The sequence below is a fragment of the Plesiomonas sp. ISS29 genome (assembly GCF_056522795.1).
On sequence record NZ_JAWRZQ010000001.1, the window covers coordinates 2,882,963 to 2,901,502 of the forward strand.

Below are 18,540 nucleotides of genomic sequence, written 5' to 3' on the forward strand. Positions count from 1 at the left end.
AATGCGCCGTTTTTTGTATATATAAATTACTGCTTGATGATTTTCACAGTGTAACGGCCGTCGTCTTGACGGTATGCACCGTGGATATCAGTTTCGAAACCTGGGAAGTGAGCCCCGATTTCGCACAGCATTTGCAGGAAGTCCAGCACTGGGCGGCTCTCTTCGGTGATCATCTCACCTGGCATTACCAGTGGAACACCTGGTGGGTATGGCAGGATCATGTTCGCGTTGATCTTACCAACCATGTCTTCCAGGTAGCACTCTTCGATGTTGCCACGCAGTTCTTGTTGGAACGCAGCGTGTGGAGTCATCACCAGCTTAGGCAGAACTTCGAACGCGGTGTACATCAGTTCTGGCAGGTTGTGATGGCAAATCAGCTTGTGAATGCCTTGTGCCAGTTCTTGGATGCGCATCTCTTCGTAGAACTCTGGGTTAGATGCGTACACGCTTGGCAGTACGTTCTTAACCTTCATGTTCAGATCGTAGCAGCGTTTGAACTCAGTCAGGCCGCGCAGCAGGCTCAGAGCCTTGGTCTTATCGATACCGATGCTGAACAGGAACAGCAGGTTGTAAGGACCAGTCTTCTCAACGATGATGCCACGGTCGTCTAGGAACTTAGCAACCAGTGATGCTGGGATACCTTGCTCTTCTAAAGAACCTTCTTTGCTCAGGCCCGGAGTCAGCAGGGTAACTTTGATTGGGTCAAGGAACATATGATTTTCATCGATGTCCTTGAAGCCATGCCAGCCGTCTTTTGGATCCAAGTTCCAGCAAGCCACTTCATCAATGTTCTCTGGCTGCCATACGTCGAAGAACCAGCCTTCGCACTCAGCACGCAGTTGCTTGATTTCCTTACGGAAACGAATTGCGCGGTCGATAGAACCTTGAATCAGACGCTTACCTGAGTTGCCTTTCATCATTGCAGCAGCAGTCTCAGTAGAGGCTACGATACCGTAATGTGGAGAGGTAGAGGTGTGCATCATGTATGCTTCGCTGAAGGTTTCCTCGTTGATATCACCTTTAACGTGAATCATGGAAGCCTGAGAGAACGCAGCCAGCAGCTTGTGAGTAGACTGGGTTTCGTAGAATACTTTACCCGGTACGCGCTCACCGCTCATACCACACTTGCCCTTGTAGATAGGGTGGAAGTTAGTATAAGGAACCCATGCAGAGTCAAAGTGGATAGATTTAACATCCAGAGTTTGCTTGATGGTATCAGTGTTATACAGCAGACCGTCGTAAGTAGAGTTAGTTACTACGGCGTGAACTGGCCACTCTGCATTTGGTGTTTCAGCAATTTTCTGCTCGATAGTTTCACGAGTGAATTCACTGTGCGGGATACCACCTAGAATACCGTAAGCGTTACGGGTTGGGCGGAAATACAGTGGAGTCACATCGCTCATCATCATCAGGTGAGTCAGAGATTTGTGGCAGTTACGGTCGATCATGATAGTGCTGCCAGCTGGTGCTGAGTACATACCTACGATTTTGTTCGCAGTAGATGTACCGTTAGTCACCATGTAGCTGCGCTCAGCATTGAAAGTACGTGCAATGTACTCTTCTGCTTCTTTGTGCGGGCCTGAATGGTCCAGCAGTGAGCCTAGCTCGCCTACAGAGATAGAGATATCAGACTTCATGGCGTTCTCGCCGAAGAAATCATAGAAAATGCTACCTACTGGAGATTTTTGGAACGCAGTACCGCCCATGTGACCTGGAGTACAGAAAGTGTACTTACCTTCGTCAACATACTTGAACAGTGCTTTGGTCAGCGGAGGCAGGATCTCGTCAATGTAAGAAGCAACAGCTTGCTTAATTTTCAGAGAGATGTCTGAAGCCATGTCCAGCGCATACTCAAAGAAAGTTACGTTCAGGCGCAGATCGCTCAGGCTAACGTCTAGGCTAGAGTGAGTGTTAGCAAATGCGAACAGAGGCAGCTTTTCGTTCAGCTCGTTGATATCGCGGCACAGGTCTAAGCTGTAGTTATCCCAGTCAAATACCACACCCGCAACGCGAGCATTGTTTTCCAGCAATTTCAGCAGATCTTCACGATCGTTTGGATAAACAACTTGGAAGCCTTTGTCTTCTAAAGACGCATGCAGTTCACGGATCGGCTCTTCTTTAAAGAACGCGCCCATATGGTTCATGATAGCAATAATATTCATTTACAACCCTTACTTAATACCGTGCCATTACCTTTGTTATATCAAGATAATCAAGAGTGTAATGGCACGTTAGGAGAAGTCTTTATCGCGTTAGTCGCATAAATTACGCGGCTGAAGCGGCTTTGTTTGCGGCACTTTTCTTGCCAATTTTGTTTGCGTAGAACATCAAGATGATCAGGCTAACAATGAAGGTTGCGGTCAGTTCAGCAGCACCGGCACCAGCCAGAGCGATGAAACAGAATCCAGCAGCAATCACAGACGCTACAATGCTTAGAACACTACGGGTAGTTGCACCCTCGAAACGAATCAGGTTAACCGCTGAGTAGAAGTACGGCAGCATAGTCAGCAGAACCGCGATACCAGTCAGTTGGCCGAACAGGTCAGAAGCGTTCGCACCGTTTGAACTTGCTACAGTCAGCAGAATCATCAGCGCAGTCATTTTGCAAGAAGCCAGAATCAGGCCTTTCTTAGGCACGCCATTCTTGTCCATCTCGCCATATACTGCAGGGAAGTTACCATCTTGCGCAGCACGAGCACCGGCTTGACCTACCAGCATCATCCAAGAACCCAAAGAGGTCAGACATGCCAGAGCAGTAAATGCAGAAACCAGTGGAACAGCCCAGCTACCTACCATGCGTGAAGTACTCACAGCAAACGGTGCACCAGACGCAGCCATTTCAGCAGCAGGGAACATACCCGCCATCACCTGAGTAGCCAGAATGTAGATGATACCTGCCAGACCCGTTCCCAGCATGGTTGCCATTGGAACAGTACGCTGTGGATTTTCAACCATACCGGTACTTACCGCGGCAGATTCAACACCCACGAATGCCCACAAGCACAGCAGCACAGAGCTAACTACCGCTTTCGTGCTTGGCTCACCGGTAGTATTCCAGTTAGCAACATAAGTAGCAGTATCAAACCAAGCCCAACCGAAGATAGCAGTACCTACAACCGGGATCAGAACTAGAACCAGACCGATACTGGTCAAACGGCTCACCCAAGAACCACCCAGCAGGTTGATAAAGGTAAAGAACCATACCGCACCGATACAGGCGATACCGGCAGCAACCGGCTGGTTCAAAATAGGAAAGAACGTAGACAGATACGCAACTGCGGTAATTGCAATTGCCAAGTTACCAATCCAGTTTGCATGATAATACAGCACACCAGTTTGGAAACCGAAAACCGGGGCAACCTCACCTGCATAAGCAATTGGGCCACCCTCTTGCGGGTTCTTTGTAGCAAGGCGCGCATAAACATAAGCTAATGACATTGCGCCAATCAGGGAAATAACCCAACCCCAAATGGAGATAGAACCAATACGAGCTAAGTTAGCTGGCAGCAGTGCGATACCACTACCCATCATGTTACCGGCAACAACACCTGTACAGGCAAGTAGACCGATTTTTTTCGTCGATGACATGGTGACTCCTGAATTTCATTTTTTTTTGAAATTTCACCATTACGCTGAATATTGTGGATATAAAATATACCCCGCACCAACGTAATGACTACTTTACTGATATGGCATCATCGTCAACCACATCAGCCTGCAGTACTATTTCTATAAATAAGCTCTATAAAGTTGAATAAACGTAATATCCCACTCACTTATCTCTTTATTACGGTAGGCAATTTAGTACCGCTGATTGAGATAAATATTTTAAAGCTGACATTACGTTTTAGCACCTTAACAAAACAGACCTATTCACCTAAGAAACAATGCATTTATATTTAGCATTTGTATTTTCAGGCTGGCGAAAAAATCAAGAGTAGATAACTACTGCTTAATCGCTGCCGAGCTATTTTGTGGGATAAATATATCTTTCGGGCGAAAGAAAGTCCTAAAGTAAAACTAAACTTCTTCCCTCACATCAAGAAATGACACAAAGAGTACCTCTTGACCATTATGTCAGAATGTAACAATAAGCCATTAAAAACAGAAATTAATCAAATAAAATCAATGAGTTGATACGGAATTAACAGTGTAAAAACAAACCAAAAACCGTAATTTAGCGAACACATTTGATATATTTAGACACAAACCGCGCAAGGTAGAAACGTATGTATTTTAAGCACATATAAATATCTTGATAATATTTATATTGCTTAGATAAATCCTCATCGGCGCAGAGCAACAGAACGACATATCTCATACCAAAAAAGCATCAATCCGGTTGTCAGCAGATACACTATTGACTAAATAAAACCGCATATTTTGCATTGTATCCTACTTATTTTTATCAGCCGTACATAGCTCTGCGTACATAACCCGTCTGTGTATACATAATCCGTGCAGTGTGCACCGTCAACTTCTACTGCAAGCTTCACAACATTCCTGATGACATCATTGTTTGGTTTACTATCTTGTAAAAGACAAAACAAAAACACCCTGCTTTAGGATACAAAAACATCCATAATGAAAGATAAACACATCACAATTAAAATAATAAACGAAGATATGCCAATCGTGCATAATGAGAAATGAGAAATGAGAAATGAGAAATGAGAAATACTACGCTAAGGGAAAAGAAAGAAAATACACAGAAATAAATGAAGGATAAATCAAAACCAGAACATTCAAAGCAGAACGTTAAAATCAACAGAATGAAAATAAGGAATAAGTATAAATGCGCAGCTCATCATCAACTGCGCCCTCAAATTATTCGTATGACTCATTATTAAGATAAAAAGCCACTGCACTTAAATCACTTTGGAAAAGTGCGTACTTAATCCAGTAGTAGGTTCCAGAACCCGGCTGCTGATTATAGGCAGAAAGATAGGCATCAGAAGCATCACTAAACAAGCCTTCAAGCTCATACACCTTGCCCAAAATCACATAAGACAACCAGTTTTTTTCCAACCTAACCGCCTGCTCAGCATACGACTGCGCCATGGCCAGATTACCGTTAATCAACTGAAACAGTGCCTGTAACTGCAGTAAAATCGGGTTACCTTGTAGCTCAGGATTATCAACCAAAGCCGCCAACTGCTTTTTAAAATCGTTACGCAGTTCAGCATAATTATCTGCCGGTTGCAGCGTCATTAGCACCATATTATTCAGCAACAACTCAGCATCGGCATAAATAAAATTCGGATAACGCTTCAATAATGACTGCAACAACTCGCGCGCAGACAACAGAGAATCCACATCTCCATTTTGCAGCAACTGATGAGCATGATAATACTGGCGCAATGCATCACCATCTTGCGGCGCAACACGGCCTAATCTATCAATTAACCCAGTCGGAGAGGCTAAACCCAATACCGCGAAGACATGGTTAATGACATCAACCTGCACCGTCAGTAAATTGGTTTCAGTAATAATATACCGCTTGCTCATCAGTGTTTTTTTGGTGGCATTGTTGACCAGCGAAATCGCAAGAAAACATTGGGTTGCGGTGTGATGCTGCTGATGCTCAAACTGCGCATACAAGGTTTTACCTGCCGTAGGTAAACGGTGGCCGACATAATTGGTCATATCGTGCGCAGTATACACACTGTAATTATTCAGCGCCTGTGACAGTAATCCGTTAACACTGCTAATCGCCCCCTGACTCTCGGCACACGGCGTATCAGAATCAGATACCCATTGGATCTCAATGTCATTCGGATCCATCAGCAACGGTGCACCCTGACGGGCCGGATATAAAAAATAGGCCGATAAACCGGCAAGCACCGCCAACAGTAAAGAGATAAACGCGACTTTCCACCCCACCGAAGAAGGCACTGACACAACAGCGCTTGTATCCCCTGCCAGATGAGTTGCAGACGAACCTGTGGTTCGGCTATCCGCCACGCTGTCAGCCACATTCACGGATGACTCCGGTGAATACCCTCCCCCGATCTGCGTCTGCATCTCACTGATTTTATGAAGATCCGAGACATTATCCGCACTCTGCACAACATCGCTGTGCTGACCGAGCATCATTGTGGATGTCATATTGACCGAAGAGAGTGGTGTCGTCAGTAAATCACGGGTATCGAGCATGCTGTCAGCACGCATTTCGCCGGTTGGCTCAAAGCTGCTGTCGAAACTGCCATCTAAACGATCATACGGCATACACACGGTGACTGGCGCAACAAGGCGATAACCGCGCTTTGGCACAGTCATTATATATTCAGGCGCATCGGCACGGCCATCTTTCAGGCTTTTGCGCAGCTCTGAAATGCACTGGGTTACCACATGTGGGGTGACGATGTTACGCGTCCAAACGTTATCAATCAGCTCATCGCGGCTCAGCACTTCCCCCGGATGGGCGGAAAAATAGCAAAGCATATCCACGAGTCGTGGTTCAACCACCAAAACCCGATCTTCACGGACTAATTTATTGTCGGCGGCAGAAACTAGCCACTCACCCACTCGGTAAGATTGATCTCGCATTATAAGGAATGTGGTTTCATGCTATCAGCGCAAAATTTCGAGGTGGCAAGGCTAACACGCTTTCGATATGAGAAAAACTTCCTATATCAAACAAAATTGAGAAAAACGTACTTTCCTTGATATAAATGTCACTTCCCGTATGTTATGCGTGCGATCGCCACCTATAAAAATGGCGACACACCGTCGCCATTTTTTTGTTGATTACCCGTCATACTGCTATTGCGGACAGTTACCCCATCAGCAGTAACCGTAATTCATCAAGCGATGATAACGGCGATCGAGCAGCATTTCGGTATCCAATACATCAAGATCTGATAAATCCTGAGCCAACTGCGCACGCAACGCTTCGGCCATCGCCGGAACATCACGGTGTGCCGCACCGAGAGGCTCAGGGATCACACTGTCAACCAGCCCCAGCTCGTGCAGACGCGGCGCGGTAATGCCCATCGCTTCAGCCGCTAAAGGGGCTTTATCGGCACTTTTCCACAAAATAGAGGCGCAGCCTTCTGGGGAGATAACCGAATAGGTGCTGTATTGCAGCATATTCACTTTATCACCCACCCCGATAGCCAACGCACCGCCCGAACCGCCTTCGCCGATCACCGTACAGATAACCGGTACTTTCAGCGTTGACATCACTTTCAGGTTATGTGCAATCGCCTCTGACTGACCGCGCTCTTCTGCGCCCACACCAGGGTAAGCACCTGGCGTATCAATAAAGGTGATAATCGGCAGATTAAAACGCTCGGCCATCTGCATCAGACGCAGCGCCTTACGGTAACCTTCCGGCGCTGGCATACCAAAGTTTCGGCGAATTTTCTCTTTTGTTTCACGCCCTTTTTGATGGCCGATAACCATCACCGGACGATCATTTAAGCGCGCAATGCCGCCGACAATTGCCTTATCATCAGCAAAAGCCCGATCTCCGGCTAATTCATCAAATTCGGTAAAAATATGCTCAATATAATCAAGCGTATAGGGGCGACGAGGGTGGCGAGCCAGTTGCGCGACCTGCCATGCACCTAAGTCAGCAAAAATCTTACGGGTCAGCTCAATGCTTTTTTCCTGTAAGCGGCGGATTTCATCATCAAGATCAAAATCCATTTTTTCATTTTGGCGATTTACCGAGCGAAGCGAATCAATTTTAGCTTCCAATTCGGCAATCGGCTGTTCGAAATCCAGAAAATTCAGACTCATAATTATGTTTGTCCTAGTCAAACTCCAGCTCGACCTGTTCAGACCCAACCAGCGTACGCAGGCTAAGCAACAGTTGATCGGATGGTGTTACACGCCATTCAGTACCCAAACGTAAACGGGCCTGTGCATCGTCCCGCTGGTAATAGATATTGACCGGCACACTTCCGGCGCGGTGTGGCTCCAATGCCTGTCGGAAACGGCTGAAAAACTGGTCATCAATTTGCCTGTCTGTCAGCGAGATAGCAAGGCTGCGAATGTATTTTTCCCGTGCCTCGCCGATATCCAGTACTTCCCTGGCCGTCATTCTAAGTCCGCCAGAGTAGTCATCAAAGCTGACCTGTCCGGTCACAATCAGAATTTTATCTTTTTCTATCAACTGTTGATACTTATCTAACGCATCAGAGTAGAGCATCACCTCTAAGCGACCGGAACGATCATCAAGCGTTAATAGCCCGATTCGTGATCCGCGCTTCGTCGTCATCACCCGTGCGGCAACCACCAAACCGGCGGCAGAAGTCACCTGCCCACGCGGTGAGGCTACCATGTCTTTCAGGCGCGCCGGTACATACCGCTCAATTTCTTTCAAATATTGGGTGATAGGGTGTCCGGTCAGATACAGCCCTAGCGTCTCGCGCTCGCCCTCTAACCACACCTGATCCGGCCAGACAGGCACATTTGCGTAGGCCTTTTCCACCTGATCAGGGGCATCGGCCAGCACGCCAAACATATCTACCTGCCCCAGCGCTTCTGCTTTGGCATGCTGATCGGCCGCTTTTAACGCTTCGGCAAGAGTAGCCATTAACGCAGCACGGTGCGGGCCGAGTCTATCCATTGCACCAGATAAAATTAGTTTCTCCAGAATACGCCGGTTAATACGTTTAACATCAACACGGGCGCAAAAATCGAACAGATCTTTAAAATAACCGCCCTGATTACGCGCTTCAACAATCGCTTCAATCGGGCCTTCACCAACCCCTTTGACAGCGCCGATACCGTAAACTACCTCACCTTCAGGGTTGACGTGAAAACGGTAATGGCCACTATTAACATCAGGCGATAAGATCTTCAGCCCCATCCGGCGGCACTCTTCGACCAGACCAACAATTTTATCGGTATTGTCCATATCGGCAGTCATTACTGCTGCCATAAACTCTGCCGGATAGTGCGTTTTTAGCCATAATGTCTGATACGACACCAGTGCATAAGCGGCGGAGTGTGATTTGTTAAATCCATAACCGGCAAATTTCTCTACCAGGTCAAAGATCTTCATCGACAGCTCACCATCAACACCGTTGTTCTCAGCACCCTCTTTAAACGTGCCGCGCTGCTTGGCCATCTCTTCGGGTTTTTTCTTACCCATCGCCCGGCGCAACATATCCGCACCGCCCAGCGTATAGCCGGAAAGTGTCTGCGCAATTTGCATCACCTGCTCTTGATACAGGATAATACCGTAAGTCGGGTCAAGAATTGGCTGAAGTGATTCATGCTGCCATTCAACATCAGGATAGGATATTGCTTCACGGCCATGTTTACGGTCAATAAAGTTATCCACCATCCCCGACTGTAACGGGCCGGGGCGAAACAGCGCCACCAGTGCGATCATATCCTCAAAGCAGTCAGGCTTTAGGCGTTTGATCAGATCTTTCATCCCGCGAGATTCAAGCTGGAATACTGCAGTCGTTTCCGAGCGTTGTAACAGATCAAAAGAGGGCTGATCAGTCAGCGGGATCGCCGTAATATCAACCGCCGGTAACCCCTCTTTTTCAAGGCGCGGGTTAATCATCTCCAGCGCCCAGTTGATGATAGTTAACGTGCGCAGCCCCAGAAAGTCGAATTTGACTAAACCGGCATACTCCACGTCATTTTTATCAAACTGGGTAACCGGATGATTCCCTTCCGAGTCACAATACAGCGGTGAAAAGTCAGTAATTTTGGTCGGTGCAATCACCACACCACCGGCATGTTTACCGGCATTACGGGTTACCCCTTCGAGCTTGCGGGCCATGTCAATCAGCGCACGCACCTCTTCATCGGCATCGTACACCTCTTGCAGCTGTGGCTCGGCTTCAAAGGCTTTTTCCAGTGTCATTCCCGGATCTGGCGGCACTAATTTTGAAATGCGATCAACAAAACCATATGGGTGGCCAAGTACCCGCCCGACATCACGAATCACCGCTTTGGCCGCCATCGTACCGAACGTAATAATTTGTGATACCGCTTCACGACCATACATTTCGGCAACATGATCAATCACCTGATCGCGCTTATCCATACAAAAATCGACATCAAAGTCGGGCATGGAAACACGTTCAGGGTTCAAAAAGCGTTCGAACAGCAGATCAAATTCCAGCGGGTCAAGATCGGTAATACTCAACGCATACGCCACCAGCGAACCGGCACCCGAACCACGGCCGGGGCCAACCGGAATACCGTTATCTTTTGACCACTGGATAAACTCCATCACAATCAAAAAGTAACCGGGAAACCCCATCTGGTTGATGACATCAAGCTCAATCTGCAAACGCTCATCGTACTCGGCGCGGCGCTCGGCACGGATTTTCGGGTCAGGAAACAAAAAGGCCAACCGCTCTTCCAAACCTTCACGCGATTTAAGCACCAGAAAATCTTCGGTGCTCATGTCTCCGGTCGGAAATTGTGGCAGAAAATATTCGCCTAACCGTACCGTGACATTACAACGCTTGGCGATTTCAACTGAGTTCTCCAGCGCCTGAGGGATATCGGCAAACAGCGCACACATCTCCTCTTCAGTTCGCAGATATTGCTGTGAACTGTATTTTTTAGGCCGCTTAGGATCATCAAGCGTATAACCATCGTGAATGGCCACACGAATTTCATGCGCATCAAAAAAATCTGGGCTAATGATCCGTACATCATTGGTCGCCACGACCGGCAACCCTTTTTCTGCCGCCAGCTCTACGGCAAAGTGCAGATAACTCTCTTCATCCGGCCGGCCGGTGCGGATCAGTTCAAGATAGTAACGATCAGGGAAATGGGTTTGATAAAACGCAACACACTCATCCACTAAGACCTGATTATCACGCAGCAATGATTTCCCCACATCGCCCTGACGGGCACCGGATAACAGGATCAGGCCTTCGCTTAAATCAATCAACCAGTCACGATCAATCACAGGGCTGTTTTGCACATAACCGCGCTGGTATGCCTGTGAGATCAGTAACGTCAGGTTTTGATAGCCCGTATTATTGGCTGCAAGCACGGTAAGCTCACTGAGCTCATCACCGAGCAGAGGGTTATGCAGTAAAAAATCGGCGCCAATAATTGGCTTTACACCTGCCCCGTGTGCCGCACCATAAAATTTCACAAGGCCACACAGGTTGGTAAAATCGGTAATACCCAGCGCTGGCATATTCAACGCGGCAGCTTTTTTCACTAACGGGACAGTTTTAGACAGCCCGTCAATCATGGAGTAATCACTGTGAACCCGTAAATGGACAAAGCGGGGTTGCGCCATCAGGAAACACTCCTTGCGGAAATTTTGAAAAATACAGGGGGATCAAAACGAACTAACAGCACCAACACCGGCAAAATGCGCAAATAGGCAAACCTATATCGCCTTTACAGGCCCAACACCCGTTTTACCGGCGCAAAACTGCGGCGGTACTCATCGGTTGCACCATGTTCAGAGAGTAACCGCAAATGTTCTGCGGTAGGATAACCCTTATGCTTAGCAAAGCCATACTGCGGATAACGCAGATCCAGTGCCTGCATTTCACGATCTCGGGTTACTTTGGCCAAAATAGAGGCTGCACTGATCTCAGCAACCTTACTGTCGCCTTTCACCACCGCATATGCTGGCATCGGCAAAGGCGGGCAGCGGTTGCCATCAATCAGCACACAATCAGGCTGAATCGGTAATCCGGCAACAGCACGCTGCATCGCCAGCATAGTGGCATGCAAAATATTCAGCTCATCAATTTCATGCGGTTCAGCCCGGCCTAAACTCCACGACAGCGCTTTTTCTATTATTTCATCGTACAGCGCCAAACGTTTCTTCTCAGAGAGTTTTTTCGAATCGGCTAAGCCTGCAATCGGGTTTTTGGGATCAAGAATAACAGCGGCAGTCACCACTGCGCCCACTAACGGGCCACGCCCCACTTCATCAACACCGGCAATCAGATCCGCTTTGGGATAAATAAATAGATCAGTCATTTTTATTCACTAACGCTAAAACTGCATTGGCTGCCTGCTGATCAGCATCACAACGGATAGTCTGATGAAACTCACGGAACATCCGCTTTAGACAACGGTTATCTTGCGACAACAACATGCCCAATTTGGCCGTTAAACGCTCAACCGTGCAATCCTCCTGAATCAGCTCCGGCACAATCTTTTTACCGGCCAGTAAATTGGGTAATGACACAAACTCAGTCTTCACCATTTTCTTGGCCAGCCAGTAAGTCAGCGGTTTGACTCGATAAGCCACCACCATCGGCGATTTTGCCAGCATACACTCAAGCGCTGCCGTACCTGATGCCAACAAGGTGGCATCAGCCGCTGTCATGGCATCACGCGCTTGCCCGTCGAGTAGCGTCAGGGTTAAATTGGGGGCTATTTCAGCTTTTAATGCCAAAAACTGCTCACGCCTTTTACGGTTTACTAACGGCACTAAAATCTGCAAATCTGGCCGTAACGCTTGTAAACGCTGAGCCGTCTGCAAAAACGGCTCAGCTAGCATTTCGATTTCACTGCCACGGCTGCCCGGTAAAATAGCCAACACCGATGCCGCAGGGTCAATCCCCAATACGGCACGTGCGGCATTTTTATCTGGATCAAGTGGCATTGCATCGGCCATGGTATGGCCAATAAATTGACAAGGAACATTAAAGCGATCGTAAAAGGCTTTCTCAAACGGTAAAAATGCCAGTACCAAATCAGTGGCCTTCGCAATTTTAAAGATCCGGTTTTGTCGCCATGCCCAGACCGATGGGCTTACATAATGTATGGTTTTAATACCGCGCTGTTTGAGCTTTAACTCAAGGCCGATATTAAAATCAGGCGCGTCAATGCCAACAAAGACATCGGGCTGTAACTGGGTAAATTTCTCAATCAGGCTATGCCGGATCTTCAACAACCGTGGCAAGTGTTTGAGAACTTCAACCAACCCCATAATAGCCAGCTCTTCCATATCAAACCAGCTTTCACAGCCTTCCGCTTGCATACGCGGGCCAGCAATACCGACAAAACGTGCCTCAGGGTGTTGCTGGCGCAACGCCCTGATTAATCCAGCACCCAAAATATCCCCCGAGGTCTCCCCCGCAACGATACCAATGACCAAAGGTTGGGTGTCCGGTAACGATCTCTGCTCTAAATCCATAACAACTTATCGGATAATTCCACGGGTAGAGTTGGCTAAAAATGCCACAAAAATCTGTACTTCAGGATGAGCTTCCGCCAGTACTGCTAACTCAGGACGCACTTCATCCATTGTTTTACCGCTACGGAATACCAGCTTATAGGCGTTGCGAATAGCATGCAGTACCGGCTTTTCAAAACCACGGCGCTTTAGGCCTTCAATATTCACCCCAAACGGTGAAGCGTGGTTTCCCTGCGCCATCACAAACGGAGGAACATCTTGCACCACAATTGAACCACCGCCGAGCATCACATGCGGCCCAATACGACAGAACTGATGTATCGCCGACATACCGCCGACAATCGCAAAATCACCGACTTCCACATGCCCGGCTAAGGTTGCATTGTTGGCAAAAATACAGCTGTTACCGACCACACAGTCGTGCGCAATGTGTGCATTGATCATCAGCAGGTTATCATTACCAATACGCGTTATACCGGTATCTTGTACCGTACCACGATGGATAGTGACGCTCTCTCGGATCACATTACGATCACCAATTTCAGTACGTGTTGGCTCACCGTGGTATTTTTTATCCTGATTAGCTTCGCCGACAGACGCAAACTGATAAATCTGGTTATCACGGCCGATACGGGTATGCCCATTTACCACAACATGGGATTTCAGCACCGTACCTTCACCGATTTCAACATTTGCGCCCACACAGCAGAACGGGCCGATATGTACACCCGCACCGATCACCGCACCCGCTTCAACAAGTGATGATGGATGAATGAAGGCAGTTTCATGAATCATGTGTTTACACCTCGCGACGAGCACACATTAAATCAGCTTCACAGACCACATCGCCATCAACTTTGACAACGCCAGTGAAACGCGCAATACCACGACGCTCTTTAATGAATTTAACCTCAAAGATCATCTGATCGCCGGGTGATACCGGGCGCTTAAAGCGCGCTCGATCAATGGCGGCAAAGTAGTACAACTCATTGCCATTTGGCTTACCAAAGGTTTTAAATGCCAAAATACCAGTAGCTTGTGCCATCGCTTCAAGGATGAGAACACCCGGAAATATTGGTTTTTGCGGAAAATGCCCCTGGAAAAAAGGCTCATTAAATGACACGTTTTTTAACGCGTGCAGATAATCACCCTCTTTATAATCCAGCACACGGTCTATCAACAAAAACGGATAGCGGTGTGGCAACAGATCAATAATTTCTTCGATGCATAACGAGTTAGCTTGAGTCGTCAAGATGTTGTTCCTGTTTCTTGTCAGTCTTGAGCGGGTATGTACACACGCGGGCAAAAATACGTGCTTGTCGTATGAATAATACGGCCTGCAACAAGGCAGGCCGTCTATCAATGACGCAAAACCGCAAGTACAAGCAGTTTTTTAGGAAGTAACGAAACGTGATATCTATTCGTTATCTTTCACCAATTTCCGCTCTACCGTTTTGAGACGTTTGTGCATCTCATCAATGTTCATCACTAAAGCGGCCGTTTTACGCCACGCTTTATTGGTTTGCAGAGGAACACCAGACGAGTACATACCCGGTTCACTAATGGGGCGCATCACCATACCCATACCGGTAACAGTGACTTTATCGCAGATTTCCATGTGACCATTAATCACGCTGGCACCACCAATCATACAATGACGGCCAATTTTCAGGCTGCCCGCCATAATAACACCACCAGCAACGGCGGTATTCTCACCGATTACTACATTATGAGCAATCTGGCATAGATTATCTATGATAGCACCGTCTTCAATAATGGTGTCTTCTAATGCACCGCGATCGATACATGTACATGCACCTATTTCGACACGATCACCAATACGGACACTACCAAGTTGCGGGATCTTAATCCAACGGCCACGATCATTAGCATAACCAAACCCGTCAGCACCAATGACAGTGCCAGACTGAATAAGACAATGCGCACCAATCGTTACACGATGATAAACCGAGACATTTGCCCACAAGCGGCTACCAGCACCAATCTGTGCGTCTTTCCCGACAAAGCAACCTGCACCGATCACGACACCGTCACCCAAGACCACGCCTGACTCTATCACCGCATTTGCGCCAACAGATACATTCTGCCCTAACTGCACGTCATCCGCGATCACGGCACTTGGCGCAATATCCTGCGCCGGCTGCGGAGTGGTATCCATATATTGAGCTAACAGTGCGTAAGCCAAATAGGGGTTTGCCACAACTAAGGCGTTAGTTTTACAAAATGGTACATCGTCTGCGGTTAAAACAACAGCGCTAGCTGCACACTGTTCTAAATGCGGACGATATTTACTGTTCGATAGAAACGTGATTTGACCAGCTTGCGCACGCTCAAGGCTTGCAATACTAGAGATGACCGTTTCGCCATCTCCGTGTACTTGTGCGCCTAAGTGCTCAGCCAGATCCGTAAGACGGTGTCCTGACATTACTTATTGCCTACCATTTTGACGACTTGGGAAGAGATATCCATATCTGGGCGTGCAAAGACCACCGCATTGGTGTCGATAACTGCACTATAACCTTCCTTACTCGCGATAGTTTTTACTGCATCTTGTACCTGACGCAGGATCTTATTACGCTCTTCAGCCTGACGACGACGGCTATCCTCTTCCAGTGCACGGCCTTTCAGGTTGAAATCAGCCTGCATCTGTGCCAAATCACGCTCAGCTTTAGTGCGGTCGCTATTTGACATAGTGCTGCCATCGCGCTGGAGTTTTTCCATGCGATCACGGATACGCTTTTCAAGCGATTGCAGCTCAGAGGCACGGCCTTTGAACTCAGACTCAAGCTGACGAGCTACTTTCTCGCGCTGTGGCAGTTGCTGAAAAACACCCGCAACATCAACAACCGCGATTTTCTGTTCTGCTGCATTTACAGCGGTACTTGATGCAATCAGTGCCAGACCTACGCCAGCTGCTTTTAACCACTTTTTCACCGTTGTCTCCTTACTTTTTTTATTTTGATAGTTTTGCTATCAGAATGTTCTGCCGATATTGAACTGGAATTGTTCAACTCGATCACCTTCATATTTCTTATACGGTTGTGCGTATGAGAATACAAGCGGGCCAAGCGGTGACATCCACTGAAGTGCGATGCCTGCTGACATACGAATACGGCTAGGATCGCCATAATCGCCAAGATATTGCGAATCAACCACGGTCTGACCATTCAACACTGCTGAACTGTCTTTCCAGTGGGTATCCCACACCGTGCCTGCATCCATAAAGACTGAGGTACGGATTGAGTTTTGATACTTCTCGCTGACAAACGGTGTTGGCACAATCAACTCAACACTGGCTGTTGCCATGGCATTACCGCCCACCGAGTCTTCCGAACCGGTGAACTGGCAAGTTTCAGAGCGAGGGTCACAACGCTCTTCGGTGCCTGGTTTATACAGATACACCGCCTTCGGCCCAATGGTATTCGAGCGGAAGCCACGCACGGTGCTAAAACCACCAGCATAGAAGTTCTCATAAAACGGCAGCACTTTGTCACCGTATCCGTCAGCAAAACCTAAACGGGAACGGCCAAGCAGTACCCATTCACGCTCTTGATCGAGCGGATAGTAGCCGGCAACATCAAAGTTCAGTTTATAGAACTGGTTATCCGAGCCCGGCGTGGTGATCTTACCGTTAAAGTTTACCCGCATACCTTTGGTCGGGAAGTAACCACGGTCTAGGTTGTTGTAGCTCCAACCGGCTTTAAACTGGAAGTCATTCGATGAAAGTGTGTCGCCATCAAAGTCATCCATAGAGTTCAAATACGGCTGCATATTGACTGTACGAGTAATATTGGAGATATCATTGTGTACAAAGCCTAGACCGGTTTGCAGGCTGTTGTATTCGTTGATAGGGAAGCCTAATGTACCATCAACACCATAACTACTGTTGTTATACTCAGACAGGCTATAGTTTTCATCAGCTTTAAAATCGCTGTAGAAAATTCGCCCGCCTAAGCTAACACCATCTTTGGTGAAATACGGATTAGTATATTCAAATGAGGCATTAGTTTCGTAATCATTACGAACGGCATTCACACCAATACTGTCACCGGTGCCCAAGAAGTTATCTTGCTGCACACCCACTTGGAAGCTGATACCGCTTTCAGTACCGTAACCAATACCAAAATTCAGGTTACCGGTATTACGCTCTTTAACCTTGTACACCACATCAACCTGATCTGGGCTACCCGGCACACGCACGGTTTCGGTATCGACAGTTTCAAAGTAGCCTAAACGGTTAAGACGCTCTTTACCGGTTTCAACTTGGTTACTGGCTAACCATGAGCCTTCCATCTGGCGCATTTCGCGGCGCAGTACGGCATCTTTGCTGATGTCATTGCCTTCAAAGCGAATGCGGCGCACGTAAAAACGCTCACCCGGATCAACGTTCATCACCAGTTTTACGGTCTGGTTTTGTTCATCAATTTCAGGAACTGTCATCACTTTCGGGTAGGCATAACCGTAACGGCCGAGCAGAGATTTCACATCCTCTTCCATGCGCGTCACTTTGGTGCCGTTATACAGCTCACCGGGTTCAATTTTGACCAGTTGATCCAACGCGGTTGTATGGCCAGCCATGTTGCCCATCAAACGCACATTTTCCAGCTTATATTGCTTGCCTTCATTGACGTTAATGGTGATATAGATACCCTTTTTATCAGGGCTTAGGCTGACTTGTGTTGAGTCAATTTTAAATTTGGCATAGCCGTGATCGCGGTAGTAGGTCTGTAAGGTTTCAAGATCGCCCGCCAGCTTTTGCTTTTGGTATTTACGATCACCGACCAGATTCCACCACGGCACTTCATCACGCAATGAGAATTGTGATAACAGCGTTTCAGTTGCGAAAGCTTTATTGCCCACAATGTTGATTTGCTGGATGTTGGAAGAAACACCTTCAGTAAACACCAGTTTTAAGTCAACACGGTTACGCGGCAGCGGGGTTACCACGGCTTTTACGCTCGCGCTGTATTTCCCGACGCTGTAGTAAAAATCTTCCAGACCTTTCTCGATAGAGGATAAGGTCGTACGGTCAAGCGCTTCACCGACACGAATGCCTGAAGATTCAAGATTTTGCTTAAGCGCATCCTCTTTAATCGCTTTGTTACCCGAGAAAGTGACACTCGCAATGGTTGGGCGCTCTTTAACCTGCACCAACAGCGTATTGCCATCACGCAGCACTTTGACATCCTCAAAGTTGCCGGTGGCAAATAACGCACGAATAACCTGTGAGACTTCACTATCGTCAACAGGATCACCCACTCGAACCGGAATGCTGAGCAGAGCAGCACCTTTAGCTACGCGTTGTAGCCCTTCGAATTGAATGTCTTTAACAACAAATTGGTCAGCACCGTAAGCGGTGGCGCTGCTGAAAAGCAGCGACGCAAGAAGCAGTTTTTTCATCGCCATCTTTATTATGC

The 18,540-nt window shown here is 47.6% G+C and carries 12 protein-coding genes; all 12 read right to left on the minus strand.

What is annotated here, in order from left to right:
• Positions 1-26: 26 nt before the first annotated feature.
• Entirely contained in the window at positions 27-2,162 is a 2,136-nt protein-coding gene (locus AC1HDJ_RS12915; RefSeq protein WP_479536136.1) for a lysine decarboxylase CadA, read from the minus strand.
• A 103-nt stretch (positions 2,163-2,265) separates the two neighbouring features.
• Positions 2,266-3,588 (minus strand): cadaverine/lysine antiporter, encoded by a 1,323-nt coding sequence (gene cadB, locus AC1HDJ_RS12920; RefSeq protein ID WP_479538927.1) that lies wholly within the window; start codon positions 3,586-3,588, stop codon positions 2,266-2,268.
• 1,239 nt (positions 3,589-4,827) lie between these two features.
• The gene (gene cadC, locus AC1HDJ_RS12925; RefSeq protein ID WP_479536138.1) at positions 4,828-6,549 is read right to left on the minus strand and encodes a lysine decarboxylation/transport transcriptional activator CadC; all 1,722 of its coding nucleotides are present in this window, start codon (positions 6,547-6,549) and stop codon (positions 4,828-4,830) included.
• A gap of 237 nt (positions 6,550-6,786) precedes the next feature.
• On the minus strand, positions 6,787-7,746 hold the full coding sequence (accA, locus tag AC1HDJ_RS12930; protein ID WP_438622760.1) for an acetyl-CoA carboxylase carboxyl transferase subunit alpha: 960 nt from the start codon (positions 7,744-7,746) through the stop codon (positions 6,787-6,789).
• 13 nt (positions 7,747-7,759) lie between these two features.
• On the minus strand, positions 7,760-11,239 hold the full coding sequence (dnaE, locus tag AC1HDJ_RS12935) for a DNA polymerase III subunit alpha (protein WP_479536139.1): 3,480 nt from the start codon (positions 11,237-11,239) through the stop codon (positions 7,760-7,762).
• A gap of 104 nt (positions 11,240-11,343) precedes the next feature.
• Positions 11,344-11,937, minus strand: a complete 594-nt coding sequence (rnhB, locus tag AC1HDJ_RS12940; RefSeq protein WP_479536140.1) for a ribonuclease HII — start codon at positions 11,935-11,937, stop codon at positions 11,344-11,346.
• Entirely contained in the window at positions 11,930-13,102 is a 1,173-nt protein-coding gene (gene lpxB / locus AC1HDJ_RS12945; protein ID WP_479536141.1) for a lipid-A-disaccharide synthase, read from the minus strand. Before lpxB ends, rnhB begins: the two co-directional genes overlap by 8 nt.
• Before the next feature lie 6 nt (positions 13,103-13,108).
• On the minus strand, positions 13,109-13,897 hold the full coding sequence (gene lpxA, locus AC1HDJ_RS12950) for an acyl-ACP--UDP-N-acetylglucosamine O-acyltransferase (protein ID WP_479536142.1): 789 nt from the start codon (positions 13,895-13,897) through the stop codon (positions 13,109-13,111).
• Between the two features lie 4 nt (positions 13,898-13,901).
• Positions 13,902-14,354, minus strand: a complete 453-nt coding sequence (gene fabZ / locus AC1HDJ_RS12955; protein ID WP_438622755.1) for a 3-hydroxyacyl-ACP dehydratase FabZ — start codon at positions 14,352-14,354, stop codon at positions 13,902-13,904.
• Positions 14,355-14,519: 165 nt separating this feature from the next.
• Positions 14,520-15,548: a UDP-3-O-(3-hydroxymyristoyl)glucosamine N-acyltransferase gene (gene lpxD, locus AC1HDJ_RS12960; protein ID WP_479536143.1), complete on the minus strand. Its 1,029-nt coding sequence runs from the start codon at positions 15,546-15,548 to the stop codon at positions 14,520-14,522.
• Positions 15,548-16,057 carry an OmpH family outer membrane protein gene (locus AC1HDJ_RS12965; protein WP_438622753.1) on the minus strand — a complete coding sequence of 170 codons (510 nt, stop codon included), beginning with the start codon at positions 16,055-16,057 and terminating at the stop codon, positions 15,548-15,550. The genes lpxD and AC1HDJ_RS12965 overlap by 1 nt, the downstream gene beginning before the upstream one ends.
• Before the next feature lie 39 nt (positions 16,058-16,096).
• The gene (gene bamA / locus AC1HDJ_RS12970) at positions 16,097-18,529 is read right to left on the minus strand and encodes an outer membrane protein assembly factor BamA (RefSeq protein ID WP_479536144.1); all 2,433 of its coding nucleotides are present in this window, start codon (positions 18,527-18,529) and stop codon (positions 16,097-16,099) included.
• Positions 18,530-18,540 lie beyond the last annotated feature (11 nt).